The sequence below is a fragment of the Streptomyces sp. NPDC058326 genome (genome assembly GCF_042879855.1).
Taxonomy (GTDB): Bacteria; Actinomycetota; Actinomycetes; order Streptomycetales; family Streptomycetaceae; genus Streptomyces.
In genome coordinates, this window is record NZ_JBHVZO010000008.1 from 291,650 (window position 1) to 306,737 (window position 15,088).

The 15,088-nt window shown below is 70.4% G+C and carries 12 protein-coding genes; 5 read left to right on the forward strand and 7 right to left on the reverse strand.

Going from position 1 to position 15,088, the window contains the following annotated elements; translation table 11 throughout:
* Positions 1-3: 3 nt before the first annotated feature.
* The 7 genes from ACFVYX_RS17980 to ACFVYX_RS18010 all read right to left on the reverse strand — a co-directional run bounded on the left by ACFVYX_RS17980 (position 4) and on the right by ACFVYX_RS18010 (position 5,650).
* Positions 4-669: a LysM peptidoglycan-binding domain-containing protein gene (locus ACFVYX_RS17980; protein WP_389682326.1), complete on the reverse strand. Its 666-nt coding sequence runs from the start codon at positions 667-669 to the stop codon at positions 4-6.
* A gap of 3 nt (positions 670-672) precedes the next feature.
* Positions 673-864, reverse strand: a complete 192-nt coding sequence (locus tag ACFVYX_RS17985; RefSeq protein ID WP_389682327.1) for a hypothetical protein — start codon at positions 862-864, stop codon at positions 673-675.
* Positions 865-952: 88 nt separating this feature from the next.
* Positions 953-1,405, reverse strand: a complete 453-nt coding sequence (locus ACFVYX_RS17990) for a phage tail protein (RefSeq protein ID WP_389682328.1) — start codon at positions 1,403-1,405, stop codon at positions 953-955.
* Positions 1,406-1,407: 2 nt separating this feature from the next.
* On the reverse strand, positions 1,408-1,839 hold the full coding sequence (locus ACFVYX_RS17995; protein ID WP_389682329.1) for a phage tail protein: 432 nt from the start codon (positions 1,837-1,839) through the stop codon (positions 1,408-1,410).
* Between the two features lie 49 nt (positions 1,840-1,888).
* Positions 1,889-4,492: a phage tail sheath subtilisin-like domain-containing protein gene (locus ACFVYX_RS18000; RefSeq protein ID WP_389682330.1), complete on the reverse strand. Its 2,604-nt coding sequence runs from the start codon at positions 4,490-4,492 to the stop codon at positions 1,889-1,891.
* A gap of 16 nt (positions 4,493-4,508) precedes the next feature.
* A complete protein-coding gene (locus ACFVYX_RS18005; RefSeq protein ID WP_389682331.1) occupies positions 4,509-5,114 on the reverse strand; it encodes a hypothetical protein in 606 nt (201 codons plus the stop codon).
* Positions 5,111-5,650 (reverse strand): Pvc16 family protein, encoded by a 540-nt coding sequence (locus ACFVYX_RS18010; RefSeq protein ID WP_389682332.1) that lies wholly within the window; start codon positions 5,648-5,650, stop codon positions 5,111-5,113. The genes ACFVYX_RS18005 and ACFVYX_RS18010 overlap by 4 nt, the downstream gene beginning before the upstream one ends.
* Positions 5,651-5,997: 347 nt before the next feature.
* On the opposite strand from ACFVYX_RS18010, the gene ACFVYX_RS18015 reads away from it, so the two are divergent.
* The 5 genes from ACFVYX_RS18015 to ACFVYX_RS18035 all read left to right on the forward strand — a co-directional run bounded on the left by ACFVYX_RS18015 (position 5,998) and on the right by ACFVYX_RS18035 (position 14,990).
* A complete protein-coding gene (locus tag ACFVYX_RS18015) occupies positions 5,998-8,133 on the forward strand; it encodes a hypothetical protein (protein ID WP_389682333.1) in 2,136 nt (711 codons plus the stop codon).
* Positions 8,134-8,150: 17 nt separating this feature from the next.
* Positions 8,151-9,773, forward strand: a complete 1,623-nt coding sequence (locus ACFVYX_RS18020) for a type I restriction-modification system subunit M (protein ID WP_389682334.1) — start codon at positions 8,151-8,153, stop codon at positions 9,771-9,773.
* Positions 9,766-10,899, forward strand: coding sequence for a restriction endonuclease subunit S (locus tag ACFVYX_RS18025; protein ID WP_389682335.1), 1,134 nt, complete (start codon positions 9,766-9,768; stop codon positions 10,897-10,899). Before ACFVYX_RS18020 ends, ACFVYX_RS18025 begins: the two co-directional genes overlap by 8 nt.
* Complete coding sequence (locus ACFVYX_RS18030; RefSeq protein WP_389682336.1) at positions 10,896-14,156, forward strand: type I restriction endonuclease subunit R; 3,261 nt, start codon at positions 10,896-10,898, stop codon at positions 14,154-14,156. Before ACFVYX_RS18025 ends, ACFVYX_RS18030 begins: the two co-directional genes overlap by 4 nt.
* A gap of 435 nt (positions 14,157-14,591) precedes the next feature.
* Positions 14,592-14,990 carry an Ohr family peroxiredoxin gene (locus tag ACFVYX_RS18035; protein WP_389682360.1) on the forward strand — a complete coding sequence of 133 codons (399 nt, stop codon included), beginning with the start codon at positions 14,592-14,594 and terminating at the stop codon, positions 14,988-14,990.
* The last annotated feature ends 98 nt before the right edge of the window (positions 14,991-15,088 follow it).

Here is a 15,088-nt window from a genome sequence, read left to right on the forward strand (position 1 = left end):
GGCTCACACCGCCTTGGGCGGCAGGACGAGGACCGTGCCCGGGCTCAGCCGCCGCGGGTTGACCAGGCGGTTGGCCTCGGCCACCGGCCGCCAGAACTCCACCGCGCCGTACACCCGGTGGGCGATCCCGTCGATGGTGTCGCCCTCGCGCACCAGCCAGGTCCTGTAGAGGTCCGCGGATTCCCGCCGCTCGGCCTTGGCCAGGTCCTCCGGCTCGACCACCTCCTGGAAGGTGGCCTTGACCCGGGCCCGGACCGGCTCGCCCTCCCGGTCGAAGAGGTGGTAGGTGACATCGGCGCTCAGCATCACCCCCGGGAAGACGAAGTCCCCCCAGTGCAGCCGTAGGTAGTAGGGGGCGTGGCTGTCCGGCTGGAAGCGGGTCAGGTCGAGCAGGGCACGCAGCCGGGCGCGGACCGTGTCACCGGCGTCCACCACCCCCGTGCCGTCGAAGAAGAACTCCAGGGACAGCTGGTCGGGTTCGCCGCCCGCGTACGAGGTGGCCGGTTTGCTGGCGCCGGCCGGCTGCTCGTTGGTGTAGCGGTTCTTCAGGCCGAAGGAGAGCTCGGTCGGGTTGAACTGGGCCTGCCAGCGGCCGGCCGGTTCGGTGAACCGCTGGTCGCGGAAGACCTCGATGGTGAGTTTGGCCAGCTGCTGCTCGTCGAGGATCACCGCTCAGACCTCCCACTCCCGGCGCAGCTGTTCCAGGACCCGTTCGACGGCACGGCGCACCACCCGCTCCAGGAGTTCCTCCTCCGCCGGGCCCGCGCCAGGCCCCGGCGGCGCCGCGGCCCCGGCCGGGCCGGCGGGCCCGGTGGTGCCGGTGAGCGTCACCTCGCTCACGATCTCGCTGATCACCACGGCCATCGCGGCCTCCTGTCGGGTCGGTCGGGTCGGATCGGTCGCATCGGATCGGTCGGATGGGACCGGGGAGGTCCGGTGGCGGTCAGGTGGTTCAGCCGGGCGGGGCGACCAGGGCCAGCCCCTGGTGGGCGATCTCCACGGACTCGAGGGCGACGGCCGCCGACATCGCGTTGAGGTCGGGGCCGGAGATCTTCACCGGCCAGCCTCGCCGGAAGGACCACACCCGCACCGGGACGGTCTCGCCGGCCACCGTGCCGAGCAGCTGCACCTGTCCGTCGCGGGGCCCGACCCGGCCGAGCCGCGCGTACTCCGCGTACCAGTCCCACAGCCCCCGGTCCGCGGTGGCACCCCGCTTGAGCACGAGGTTGGGCGCCGAGCCGCGGGACGGGAACCGGTGCGTGAACCGGTTCTCGCCACCCTCGGCGTACTCCTCGACGCCGGTCTCCGACGCGAGGCCGGTGCACTCGCTGAAGTCCGCCATCGTCATGCCGTCGATCCGAAGCCGGAAGGAGGCGGTGACATAGGGATACCCGAAGCCGTCCATCGTCAGGGAATCGAGACCGTGATGCCCTCGTGGGCGATCTCGAGGGACTCGACGGCCACTTCGGTTCCGGTTGCCTTGAGCCCCGGTCCCTCCAGCTTGACCGGCCAGGCGTTCTTGATGGTCCAGGTCATCACGTTCTCCTGCTGCTCGTTGCACAGGGTGACGGTCACCACCCGCCGGAACTCGCCGCCCGCCTGCACCTGTGCGAACCACCGGAACAGGCCGGCGCCGGCTTCCGGGACGATCCCCCGCTTCAGCGTCACGCTGCCGTACTTGCGCAGTCCGGGCAGCTTCTGCACCGTCCGCTCGGTGTGGGCCCCGCCGCGGTACTCGACCGTCTCCGCCTCCATGGTCAGGCCGCTCACCTCGGAGAAGCTGGAGGTGGTGTCCCCCCATCCCACCTTGAAGTTGAGTGTTGTCATCGGGTAGCCCATGGGCTGCTCTCCTAGGGACGTCGCTCGGTTCGTCGGTCGGCGGCCGCGCTCATTCCGTCAGCCGCTTGTGGCTGAACCGGAACACCACGAACTCGGCGGGCTTGACGGGTGCGATCGCCACCTGGGTGACGACCAGACCCAGGTCCACGTCCGTCTCGGTCATCGTCTCGCCAAGACCGACCCGTACCCGGTACGCCTGCTCCGGGCTGGTCCCGGCCAGCGCCCCGGCTCGGAACAGCTGGTCGAGGAAGTTCTCCACCGAGACCCGGATGCGTAGCCAGGTGTCCTGGTTGTTCGGTTCGAAGACCACCCAGTTGGTGGACCGTTCGATGGAGGTCTCGACCATGTTGAACAGCCTGCGGACGTTCACGTACCGCCACATCGCGTCGTCGGTCGAGGTCCGCGCGCCCCAGACCCGGGTGCCGCGGGCGGGGAAGGACCGGATGAGGTTCACGCCCGCCGGGTTCAGCAGGTCCTGCCGGCGCTGCGTGTACTCCTGTGCCAGTCCTACGATGCCGTGCACCCGCTCGTTGGCCGGAGCCTTGTGGACACCCCGTTCCCGGTCGGTACGGGCGAAGACACCGGCGACGAACCCGCTCGGGGGGACGGTGACGATACGCTCGGCGGCCTCCGGGACCAGGTTGACCATCCGTACGTGCGGGGCGTAGGTCCCGGCCTGGATGCTGTTGACCACCTTGCCCCGCCATTCCGCGAGTTTCCTGTCCCGTTCCGGGTCCTGGTCCCCGTAGTGCGGCGGGTCGACGATGGCGAAGCGGCGGAACTCCTCGCAATGCCTGGTCATCGCCCCCACCACATCGGTCTGGAGCTGTTCGTCCGCCAGGCACAGCACATCGGGGCAGATGACCATGGCGGGCTCGGTGACACGCTCCAGCTCGGTGAAGCCCCGTTTGAGCCCGGCAGCCGCGACCGTCCGGTTCGATCCGGCCCGCACGTCGTGCACGAACAGCGGCTTCGCGGCCGGGTCCATGGCCGGGGGGTTCTTCGGGAACACAGCGATCCGCGCGGACACGCCGTTGACGATGCCGTCCTTGAGGTAGTACCGCGGATGGTCGGGGTGCAGGGCGAGCTGCCCGTAGGATTCGGCCGCCGTGCCGTCCTCGGAGACCTTCAGGGTGAAGCGCTGCGCGGTCAGAGAGGTCCGCTCGAATCTGTACAGCGGGTAGCGGAGCCCGGTGCCCACCGCCACGGTCCCGGAGCCCTCGACGAACACCAGGTACGCGTTCCCGTGCTTCTCGACGCTCTTGACCGCGTGCTTCGTGTCGCCTTCCAGCTCGATGAAGTCCGTGCCCGGCTCCGGCCGCCGCACGCAGCGCACCACGAGTCCGTCGGTGGCGTCGGCGGGCTTGCCGATCCGGACCCGCTGCCACACCTTGTCCGCGGGGTCCGGGAGCAGGGGCTCCCAGCCGTCGGCCGCGCCGGTCTTGCGCTTGAGGGTCAACGTGGTGCCCTCGTCGTCATCGAGGGTCAGGTCTGTGCCGTTCGGGACGAAGGAGTACGCGTCCCTCAGTTCCTCCCGCGTCGGGTGCTCGAGCCGCACTTTCTCCTCGAAGGGCCGCGCCGCCACCTGTACGTCCACTTCGACCGGGCCCACCGGCACCCGTGCGGAGAACTTCAGCCGCTTGTCGCCCGTGTGCCACGCGCCGGGCAGTCCGTCCGAGGCCACCGCATGATGACCCTCCGTCAGGTCGCCGTCCTGCGGGACCGTTTCGTCATCCCAGACCAAGTCGGTCAGCATGAGGATCCGCGCGTCCGGTACGGCGACCTTGGGCAGCCGGGCGGACATCCGCACGGTCCGTACGGCGAACTCGCCGGCCGGCAGCGCCGGGTCCAGCGGCTCGGCGAGGCTCAGCAGCGGTCCGGTCGCGGCGTCCGTCACGCCGCCGACGACCACCGAGCGGCGCCTCATCGAGGGGGTCAGTACGGCCAGGGCCTCACCCCGGTGGAACCCGCCGCCCGAGGCCGGACGGAGCGCGGTGGCCCCCTTCGGCACCTGCGCGGCGACCCAGGTCGCCTTCGGCGACAGGGTCAGCTCGGGTCCGGCCAGGACGTCGAGGGTGAGCTTGGACTGCACCGTGTCCACGGAGGCGACGGTGGCTTGCCGCTGCCCGGCAGGCGTGACGACCAGCACCGTGTCTCCGGACGCCACTCCCTGGACCGAGGCGACCGCGACCGCATGCTGTCCGGCCGTGGCGGGGAGGGTGATGCTCGACGCCAGCTCCACAGCGCCGGCGTACAACCTGCCGCTGCCGTTCGTGAGGTCGGGGACCACCGACGGAGTCAGTCGGGAGCCCCAGGCGCCGGGCGACGCGGCCTTGATGTCGAACAGCGGGGTCTCGTCGTCGGCGTGCACGGCCCAGGTGGCGGTCTCCGAGTCGTCGCACCGCACCACGTATGCGGCCGGTCCGCCGTTCTCGAAGAACCCGTACATGGCGTGCGCCGTGTACCCGCCGGAGACCGGGCGGCCGAAGACGGCCTGGAACTCGGCCCATCCGGTGATCCGGGTCGGCTGCTGGTAGGGGCCGCGTTCGGTCGCCCCCGCGATGGCCACCACGCTCGTCGGCGCGGCGGTGATCGGCTGGGGTCCGGAGGCGATCTCTTCGATGTAGACGCCGGGCGAGTCGTAACTGATCACGGGTGGCCTCCAGCTCTCACGTGGTGTCGACGAGCCGGATGCGCGTGGTCCGGCGGGCGGTGTCAGGGAAGGCGCTGCACAGCCTGGTTCCGTTCACACGGACGACGAACGGGTGGTAGGGCGCGGTCCAGACCCTGGGGGCCGAGCGGTAGCACCCCGGCTGTCCGGACACCTCGGTCAGGGTCACCGTCGCCGCTGTGCCCTTCGTGGGATGCACGGTGACGGTCACAGTGCCGGGCGGGGTGGGCTGCGGATCCCCGGCGACGAGCACGACTTCCACTATGGCCTTGACCGGGACAAAACGGACCGTCACCACGCGCCGGTCCAGCTTGATCACCCGATCGGGCTTGGCCAGCCGCACCGCGACAGCGGAGTCACCGACGGCGAGCCTCAGTCGTACGGGCTGCCCCGCGGGCGACGTGGCATCGGGTGCGGTGACGACGAGGAGCCCCGCGGCCACGGTACGGACCTGCCAGCCACGCGGTGGCGGGCCCTCGAACGCGGCGGAGACCGCGAGCGGTTCGCCGCTGCCCGCGTGGACGGCGTGCACCTCGTGCCGCAGGAACCGGCCGACGGATTCGCCGATCATGGTCACCCCGTCGGCTCCGGCCGGGCCGCTCATGCGCGGACCGTGCCGAATTCGACGCGGTGCCCGTTGATCCGCCCGGTGATCTCCGGCTGGAGCGGCGGCAGGGACAGCACCTCCACGCTGTAGTAGAGCGCCAGCCGGTACTCCCGGCCGTAGGCGTTCCACAGGCCGGTGCGCTCCTCGTAGCCCGGTGAGTTCAGCCGGACAGCGAGGTGGCGGACGGCCGGACGGAGCTCGGCTCCCAGCTCCGGGGGGCCGAGGCGGGGAGTCGAGTGAAAGACCTGGGCCACTCTGGCCAGCCGCTTCTGGGCCTCCAAGCGGTCTCCGACATACGTCATCACGTACTGCAGGACCAGTCCGAGCGGTGGCGGCTCGTATCCGGCCGCCGTGCTCACCGGCGGGCTGTTGCGCACATGGCTGTGCGGCTCCACGGCGTAGAGGCAGAGATGCAGCTTGTGCTCGCCGAGAGTGGACTTGCCTTCGAGGGAGCTCATCTCGACCCAGCCCGGCGGAAAGCCCGCGTGGTTCTCGAGCAGGTCCTTCAGGGCGCGCGTCACATGTTCGATCACGGATGCTCCAGGAGGAGGCGATACCGGCCGGACGCATCGGACCCACTGCGTCCGGTTGATCCTAGTTCGCGGCTCAGGGGCCGACAGGGACCGCGCGGAGCGTGTCCCGGCGGTCTTGTACGTGCGCCGGGACGGGGGCTCGGGCGGTCGGAAACCTGTCACTCCCCACGAAGGAGTCGACTCCATCACGTTGATAAGAGGGGTTACCAGGCGACCAGCAGGTCCTCCCTTGATCGACAGTAGGCTTCTGTCGTCCGTCGTCGGCGGCTCTGCCCCGAGCCGTCACGGCGGTCGCGATTCCACGGATCTTCGTGGACGTCCACGGAGCCCACGGAAAGGGGGAACCGATGAGCGGCCCCACGCCGGTCGACGGCTCCCCCAGCCTGCCCGGTCCGCTGTCCTGGCGTATCGGTTACGCCGAGATCGCCGCCCTCGCCCAGGTGAAGCGACCTGTCCCCACGACGTGGAGCCGGCGTCACCCCGGCTTCCCCGCGCCGGTGACCCGCGAGGGCGGAAGCCCGCTCTTCGACGCCCAGGAGGTCGTGGACTGGCTGATCCGGACAGGCCGCGGCAACGCCGAGCCCCGCCGCCTGCGGGCAGAGGCAGCCCTGCACACCCTCTCCGCCTGGCGGTCCTCCGGCCTCCCCGCCCCCGTCCTGGTGGGTGCGCTGACGGCCCTGATCTGCCTGCGCCAGCAGCACGACGCACCGGTCGGGAAGCACGCCTGGAGTGATCTCCTCGACCGGGCCGCGGACCTCGACGCGGAGGACACCTTCCTCCTGTCCGAGCTGCGAGCCGTCCCCGACCCGGACCACCTGGGCCCGGCCCTGGGCGCACTCGCCGACGAGCTGACCGAGGCCGCCCACACCCCCGCCGAAGCCTTCGACCGGGTCCTGGAGGCCCGCCGGCGCCTGGGCTCCCACGACCTGGCCGCCGACGAGCCCACCCCTGCGGTGGCCCGCGCCCTCGCGGCCCTGGCCGGGATCGACGGCCTGCCCGACGAGTCCGTCCTCGCCACCCCGTACGCCCGCAGCGGCGACCTGCTCGCCGCCCTGCACACGGCCGCGCCCGAGGACGCCGGCCACACCTACCTCGCCGCCGAGCCCGACCCGACGCTCGCCCGTCTCGTCCGGCGCCGGATGCTCGTCCGGGGTGTGTTCGAGTTCTCGCTCGACGTCACCGAGGGCGAGGAGCTGTCCACGGACGACTGGGGCGACCCCGACGTCCTGGTCTGCGCGCTCCCGTACGAGGCGGGTGAGACCCGCAGCGCACGCCAGGCCCTGGAACGGATCCAGGACCTCACCGACCACCTCGGCGACGGCTCGACGGCGGTCGTTCTCGGCCCGGCCGACGCACTGGTCCGCCCCCTGCCCCGGCACGGCGACGCGGACCGGCTACGCCGTTCCTTCCTCGACAAGGGGCTCCTCAAGGCGGCGATCAGCCTCCCCGACGGAGCCTTCGCCTACCGCCCCGGCTACCGCACCGCCGTCTGGATCCTGGCCCGAACGCCCCGGGACGAGCGCGCGGGCCGTGTCCTTCTCGCCGACTACTCCGCCCAGCCGCTCACCGAGCCGGTCCTCGACGCGCTCGCCGAGGACATGGCCATCTGGCGGGCCTCGGCATGGCGCGGGGACCGCCGCCACGAGCCCCGCCACGCGGCCGTCGTACGGGCGAAGGACCTCGACGACCGGCCGGGCTCGGCCTTCACCCCCCAGCACCGCTCCCCCGAGACCCGGTACACCCGGGCCGTCGTGGAACGCCCCGCCCGCGTCGCCGACGTGGAGCGGCACCTCGCCGCACTCGACGAGCGGGCGACGCGCCTGGCCGACGGCTCTGTGAGGACCGGGGCCGTACTCCGCCCCGAGGACCAGCAGCTCCGCCGCACGACCGTCCGCCGCCTCCTCAAGGACCGCCGTCTGCGCCGCCGCCCCGGCCACCGCGTCGCCCCCGAACACCTCTCCTCCGACGGCCACTACACGGTGATCGGACCGGAGGAGATCCTCGGCGCCGCACGGTTCGGCAGCCGCCGCATCGACCGGGGCCTGGTCCTCACGGCGTACGAGCAGGTCCAGTTCACCGAACCGGGCGACCTCGTCGTCACCACCAGCCCGCGTTTCGGCGTCCACGTCGACACCGAGGGCCTGTCGGTCGTCATCACCCCTGCCCGCATCCTGCGCGTCCGCCCCGACGCCGATCCTCCGGTACGCCCCCGGGCGCTGGCGGCACTCCTGCGGGCCGCCGCCTGCGACCACGGCCGCACCAGCGGAGCCGTACGGGCTTCGCGCGGCATCGAGGACCTGATCATCCCCGACCTGGGGGGCGAGGAGCTGGAGCGGTACGAGGCCGTGCTCGCCGGGATCGAGCGCCGGGCCGAGCTGCTGCGGCAGCAGTCCGAGGCCCTCGACGACCTGGCCCGCATCACGGCCGCCGGCATGGCCGACGGCACCCTGACCATCCAGAACCACCCCGAAACCGCCAGCTGAAGGAGACGACCCACTCCATGCCCTCGCGCAAGAAGAAGCCCACGGAGCAGGAGGAGCTGTTCAGCGCCTCCACCGCCAAGGAGATCCAGGCGATCCTCTGGAAGGCGGCCGACAAGCTGCGCGGCTCCATCGACGCCGCGCAGTACAAGGAGTTCGTCCTCGGCCTGATCTTCCTGAAGTACGTTTCCGACGCCTTCGAGGAGCGCCGCAACGAGCTGGCCGAGGAGCTCGCGGAGGACGGCATCTCCGAGGATCGGATCGGGGACTTCCTGGAGGACCGCGACGAGTACACCGGCGCCCACGTCTTCTGGGTCCCGGAGACGGCCCGCTGGTCCTGGATCGCGGCGAACGCCAAGAGCCACGGCGTGGGCAAGCTCCTCGACGAGGCGATGGACGCGGTCATGCGGGAGAACCGCCCGCTGAAGACCGTCCTCCCGAAGATCTTCAACCGCGACAACGTCGACCAGAAGCGTCTGGCCGAACTCGTCGACCTCATCAGCGACGCGCGCTTCGGCGGCACGGAGGACAAGCCGGCACAGGACGTCCTGGGCGAGGTGTACGAGTACTTCCTCGGCAACTTCGCGCGCGCGGAGGGCAAGCGGGGCGGCGAGTTCTACACCCCTCAGTCGGTCGTCCGGCTGATCGTGGAGATCCTGGAGCCGTACCACGGCCGGGTGTACGACCCGGCGTGCGGCTCGGGCGGCATGTTCGTCCAGGCGGCCAAGTTCATCGAGGCCCACCGTGGCAAGGGCCACAAGGCCGATATCTCCGTCTTCGGCCAGGAGCTCAACGAGCGCACCTGGCGCCTGGCGAAGATGAACCTCGCGATCCACGGCATCGACGGCAACCTGGCGGCGCGCTGGGGCGACACCTTCGCCGACGACAAGCACCCGGACCTCAGGGCCGACTTCGTCATGGCCAACCCGCCCTTCAACATCAAGGACTGGGCGAGGGACGAGAGCGACGCCCGCTGGAAGTACGGCGTCCCGCCCCGGAACAACGCCAACTACGCGTGGCTCCAGCACATGGTCGCGAAGCTGGGCGAGCGCGGCACGGCCGGCATCGTCCTGGCGAACGGCTCGATGAGTTCTCAGGCTAGCGGCGAGGACGAGATCCGCCAGTCGATGGTGGAGGCGGACCTGGTGGCGTGCATGGTGGCGCTGCCCCCGCAGCTGTTCCGTACGACGCAGATCGCGGCGTGCCTGTGGTTCCTGGCGAAGGACAAGTCGCCGCAGGGGGAGAAGCGCCTGGCGGACCGGCGCGGGGAGATCCTGTTCATCGACGCCCGCGGGATGGGCGAGATGGTGGACCGGACGGAGCGCGTGCTCACGGGGGCGGACCTCGCGAGGATCGCGGGCGCCTACCACGCGTGGCGCGGCACGGAGTCGGCGAGGGCCGAGGGACTGACGTACGAGGACGTACCGGGCTTCTGCTTCTCGGCGGGGCTGGAGACGGTGCGGGAGCACGGGTACGTGCTGACGCCGGGACGGTACGTGGGGGCGGTCGACGCGGAGCAGGAGAGCGCCGAGGCGGTGGCGGCGCGGATCGCCTCGCTGACGGAGGAGCTGTTCGGGCTCTTTGAGAAGTCGGCGGATCTGGAGAAGACCGTGCGGGAGCAGATGGGGAGGGTCGATGTCTGACTGGACCGAGACCACCATCGGTGAGGTGGCCACCGTCTTCGACGGCCCCCACGCCACCCCGAGGAAGACCGGGGAAGGACCCTGGTTCCTCAGTATCTCCAGTTTGGAGAAGGGGCGTCTCAACCTCCAGGAGTCCGCCCACGTCTCGGAGGAGGACTTCGAGAAGTGGACCCGCCGGGTCACCCCGCAGCAGGACGATGTCCTCTTCTCGTACGAGACCCGCCTCGGTGAAGCGGCCCTGATGCCGGGAGGAATCCGGGCCTGTCTCGGACGGCGCATGGGAATCCTCCGTCCGAAGAGGAACGTGGTCGATCCGCGGTTCCTTCTCTACTCGTACCTCGGCCCGGAGTTCCAGGGAACCATCGCCGCGCGTGCGGTCCACGGGGCGACCGTGGACCGGATTCCTCTGGTGAATCTTCCGGAATGGCCCCTCCGCGTACCCGCTCTCGGTGAACAGCGGGCGATCGTGTCGGTCCTCGCCGCGCTGGACGACAAGATCGCCGTCAACGAAGACACCGCCCGCGTCTGCCGGGAACTGGCTCGCGCTCTGTTCCGGCAGGCGGCCATGGACCCCGGCGGCAGAAGCGTCGCGTTGAGCGACATCGCCATCCACAAGCCCGGGAAATATCTTTCGAAGGACGCCTACACGGCGGGCGGCCCCTACCCCGTCTACGGGTCGAACAGCGTCATGGGCAGTTACACGGAGTACCTCTACGAGGGCAGGTTCTCGGTTCTGGCGAGGATCGGCAGCAACTGCGGCAGCACGCGCTGGTCGGAGTCTCCCGCCTGGGTGAACAACAACGCCTCCGCGATCGTCCCGAAGAACCCCGCCGACGCCATGGTGCTGCGGTACGCGCTGGAGACCGTCAACATGTCGACCCACCGGGCCGGCAGCGGGCAGCCCTTCATCCGCGTCGAATCGCTGATGGCCTCGACCGTCGCCGTACCGGCACCGGAGGACCAGGGGCGGCTCACCGCACGGCTGGAGCCGCTGGCGCGGCGGGAAGCGGCGGCGGAAGCCGAGAACCCGGTCCTCGCTCAGCTCCGCGACACCCTCCTCGTCCAGCTCCTGTCCGGCCGCCTCCGCGTGCGTGACGCCGAGAAGACCATCGGGGATCACGTATGAACCACGCCTCCGACGACAGAACGAACCACCGCCCCTACGAGTCCGACTGGGAGCTCCTGGCCCTCGAAGAGCTGGCCCGGGCCGCCTGGAAGCCCGGCCCCGGGAACGAGTTCGCCCCCGGCTCCGGCCACCGGAAGTCGTGGGACGACCTGATCCTGTACCCGGACCTTCGGGAAGCCGTCGAGCGGCTCAACCCGGACCTGCCGCCGGACGCCGTCCGGGACGTCGTCGGAATCGCGGCGACGCCGACCTCCCAGGACACGTACGAGGAGAACCGCACCGCCCACGGTCACCTGACCGCCGGCATCCGGTCCGTCACGTACACCGACGCCTTCGGGGCCGAGCACAACCCCACCGTCCGGCTCGTCGACCTCGACGACCGGGACGCGAACGTGTACCGCGTCCTCCACCAGGTGACCGTCATCGACGGCGAGAAGCGCCGCCGCTTCGATGTCGTGCTGTACGTCAACGGACTGCCGCTCGCCGTCCTGGAGCTGAAGCGCGCCGGCGACGAGGACGCCACCCTCCAGGACGCGCACACCCAGGTCACCCGCTATGCCGCCGAGTTCCCGACCGCGTTCCGGTACAACGCGGTCGTCCTCGTCTCGGACGGCATCACCGCCAAGTACGGCACGCCGTTCACCCCGTACGAACACTTCGCCCCCTGGAACACGGACGAGTTCGGCGAGCCCGTCGACCCGTTCGCCGCCGAGGACATGGGCGACTCGGGCCAGAACCTGGCCCTGCACGGCCTGTTCACCCGGGACCGGTTCCTCACCCTCATCAAGTCCTTCATCAACTTCGTTCCGTCGAAGCGGACGAAGCGGATCGCGAAGCCGCACCAGTACCACGCCGTGACCCGCGCCGCCGAGGCCGTACGCGTGGCCGCCGCGAGCGACGGCAAGGCCGGTGTCGTCTGGCACACGCAGGGCTCCGGCAAGTCCGAGGAGATGCTCCTCACCGCCACCATGGTGATGAAGGACCCGGCCCTCCTGAACCCGACCGTCGTCGTCATCACGGACCGCACCGACCTCGACGACCAGCTCTACTCGACGTTCCTGGAGAGCGAGATCCTCCCGGAAGAACCGAAGCAGGTCCTCACCCGGGCCGAGCTGCGCGAGAAGCTCGCGGACAAGCGGGTCGGCGGGATCCTCTTCACGACGCTGCAGAAGTTCGGGCGCACGAAGGAGGAGAAGGAGTCCGGCGCGGACCACCCCCTCCTCTCCGACCGCCGGAACATCGTCGTCGTGGTCGACGAGGCGCACCGCAGCCACTACGACACCCTCGACGGCTACGCCCGCCACCTGCGCGACGCGCTCCCGCACGCCACACTCCTCGCCTTCACCGGTACGCCGGTCTCCGAGGCCGACCGCAACACCCGCGAGGTGTTCGGCGACTACATCGACGTGTACGACCTCAAGCGGGCCGCCGACGACGGCGCGACGGTCAAGGTCTTCCACGAGAGCCGGGTCGTCCAGCTCGTCATGGACCGGGACGTCGACCCGGCGGCCATCGACGAGGAGGCCGACCGGATCACCGACGGCCTCGACGACGTCGAGCGCACCCGCGTCGAACAGGCCGTCGCCACGATGAACGCGATGTACGGCGCACCCGCCCGCATCCGGGACCTCGCCGCCGACCTCGTGGAGCACTGGGAGACGCGCCGGACGGCGATGCGGCCGTTCGTCGGCGGCTCCGGGACGGGCGGCGCGCCCGGCAAGGCGATGATCGTGTGCGCCACCCGCGAGATCTGCGTCAGCGTGTACGACGCCCTGCGCGCACTGCGGGAAGAGTGGCACAGCGACGACTTCGAGAAGGGCGCGATGAAGATCGTGTTCTCCTCGAACACGCGCAAGGACGACGACCGGCTCCTCGCCCACGCCCTGAGCGACAGCCGCCGCAAGGCCGTCATCAACCGGGCCAAGGACCCGGAGGACGAGCTCCAGCTGCTCATCGTCAACAACATGCTGCTGACCGGCTTCGACGCGCCGCCCGTCCACACCATGTACCTGGACCGGCCGCTCAAGGGCGCCGGCCTGATGCAGGCCCTGGCCCGCGTCAACCGCCGCTTCCGGGGCAAGGAGGACGGCCTCCTCGTCGGGTACGCGCCGCTCACCGAGAACCTCCAGCGGGCGATCGCCGAGTACACGGACGCGGACCAGCAGGACCGTACGCTCGGCCAGGACCTCGACCGGGCGCTGGACGAGCTGCGCAACGAGTACGACATCCTCAACGGCATCCTGCGCGGCCTCGACTGGCGGACCCGGCTGGACATCCCTTCCAGGACGGCGTTCATCGACGCCGCGAGGCGGGCCGCAAGCCACCTCCTTGACCCGGCCACCCCCGGCAACAACCCGGAGAAGCTCGACGACCCCCGGCAGACACTCGGCCGGCGCTACCGCGAGCACGCCCACCGCCTGGAACGCTTCCACGCGCTCTGCGGAAGCTCCACCGACATCGGCGAACGCTTCCCGGACCACCCGGCCTGGCGGCGGGACATCCAGTTCTTCGTCGAGGTCCGCGCCTACATGGCGAAGATCGACGCGATGAACCGCGAGGCCCGCGGCCTCCCCGTCGCCCGCGACGTCGAGCTGTACCTGGCCCAGCTCACCTCCTCGGTCGTCGAGACCGGCGGAGTGACCGACCTGCTCGCCGAGGCCGGCCTGGAGACCGCCGACCTGACCCACCTCAACGACGCGCTCGCCGCGAAGCTGCAGAGCAGCGAGACCCCGCACCTGGCGGCCGAGGCCCTGAGGCGGCTCATCGAGCGGAAGATGCGCGAGGTGACCCGGCACAACATCGTCCGGCGCACGACGTTCTCCGAACGGCTGCAGGACCTCATGGTCCGGTACATGCGGCAGCAGTGCACGAGCGCGGAGCTCATCGCCAAGCTGGTGGAGATGGCCAAGGAGGTCATGGAGGACGCCCGGCGCGGAGAGAAGTTCGAGCCGCCGCTGGACTGGCGCGAGCTCGCCTTCTACGACGCGGTCGCCGACCACGGCACGGCCCGCTCCGTCATGGGCGACGAGATCCTCGCCGGCATCGCCCGCGAACTGGTCGCGGAGGTCCGCAGCAAGCTCAAGCCGGACTGGATCGCCCGCGAACCGGTCCGCGCCCGCCTCCGCAGCGCCATCAAACGCCTCCTGGCCCGCCGCAACTACCCACCGGACGAGGCCCCGGAGGCGATCGAGCTGGTCCTGAAGCAGATGGAGTACTTCGCCGACGAATGGTCCACGCACGGGGCCAAGGACAGCTGATCCGACACGAAACCCGGAAGGACCGGCACGAGGCGACAGATCCACCTCGTACCGGTCCTTGTGGCACCGGGCACGCAACGGGGTACGCAATTCTCAGACGGCCTGAGACGGCGCACTCTGCGGGCGCCCCAGGTCCGGCCCCCAGCTGGACGGCTGTCCCCCCAGCCGGGCGGGGTAACCACCACGCCTGCGCACCCCCACCCGCTACACTGACGGCGGCGCGCCAGTCCGCTGGCGCACCTCTGGACCAGTGGGTCAATGTGTCCGGTATCGCGACTTTCGTCGCAATTCCCTCCACATTTTCCTACAGATTCCCGCCTTCGTAGGGCTTGGAGAAAACCCCATCGCTGCAGGTCAGAGCCCTGCTGCGGAAGGCCCTGAAAACGCTTCCCTGGATCCCTCGGAACGCAATGCCCATCTCCGCAGCTCAGGGCGATCTACACCGCAGTCGCCACCACCAACGACCGCGAGGGCCGCACCGTCAGCTCCGACGGCCACACCAACCTCCCCCTTGCCCACCCCCAAGCCCTCGGCGGCAACGGCCAGGGCACCACCCCCGAGCAGCTCTTCGCCGCCGGGTACGCGGCCTGCTCCGCCAGCGCGATGGGCGAGATCGCCCGCCAGGAGGAGATCAACATCGCGGACGCCTCCATCACGGCCGAGGTCTCCATCGGCAAGAACCCCGCGAACGGCGGCTTCGGCCTCGCGGTCATCATGCGCGCCAAGTTCCCGGACCACCTCCAGGGCGCGGCGGGCAAGTCCCTCCTGGAGAAGTCCCACGCCTTATGCCCGTACTCCAAGGCGACCCGCTGCAACATCAAGGTCGTGGAGTAGTCGCCTCCATAGCTCACGAGAAAATCCCCCGGCGCGCACCTTGCGCACCGGGGGTTCTCCCTCAGGAGGCATCTATTCCGCTCACTCAACGGAGCGAG

Excerpts from the sequence above, each read along its gene's own strand:
- ACFVYX_RS18025 (WP_389682335.1), top strand. The coding sequence starts at position 9,766 with ATGTCTGACTGGACCGAGACCACCATCGGTGAGGTGGCCACCGTCTTC.
- ACFVYX_RS17990 (WP_389682328.1), bottom strand. The coding sequence starts at position 1,405 with ATGGACGGCTTCGGGTATCCCTATGTCACCGCCTCCTTCCGGCTTCGG.
- ACFVYX_RS17995 (WP_389682329.1), bottom strand. The coding sequence starts at position 1,839 with ATGGGCTACCCGATGACAACACTCAACTTCAAGGTGGGATGGGGGGAC.
- ACFVYX_RS17985 (WP_389682327.1), bottom strand. The coding sequence starts at position 864 with ATGGCCGTGGTGATCAGCGAGATCGTGAGCGAGGTGACGCTCACCGGC.
- ACFVYX_RS18015 (WP_389682333.1), top strand. The coding sequence starts at position 5,998 with ATGAGCGGCCCCACGCCGGTCGACGGCTCCCCCAGCCTGCCCGGTCCG.
- ACFVYX_RS18005 (WP_389682331.1), bottom strand. The coding sequence starts at position 5,114 with ATGAGCGGCCCGGCCGGAGCCGACGGGGTGACCATGATCGGCGAATCC.
- ACFVYX_RS18030 (WP_389682336.1), top strand. The coding sequence starts at position 10,896 with ATGAACCACGCCTCCGACGACAGAACGAACCACCGCCCCTACGAGTCC.
- ACFVYX_RS18020 (WP_389682334.1), top strand. The coding sequence starts at position 8,151 with ATGCCCTCGCGCAAGAAGAAGCCCACGGAGCAGGAGGAGCTGTTCAGC.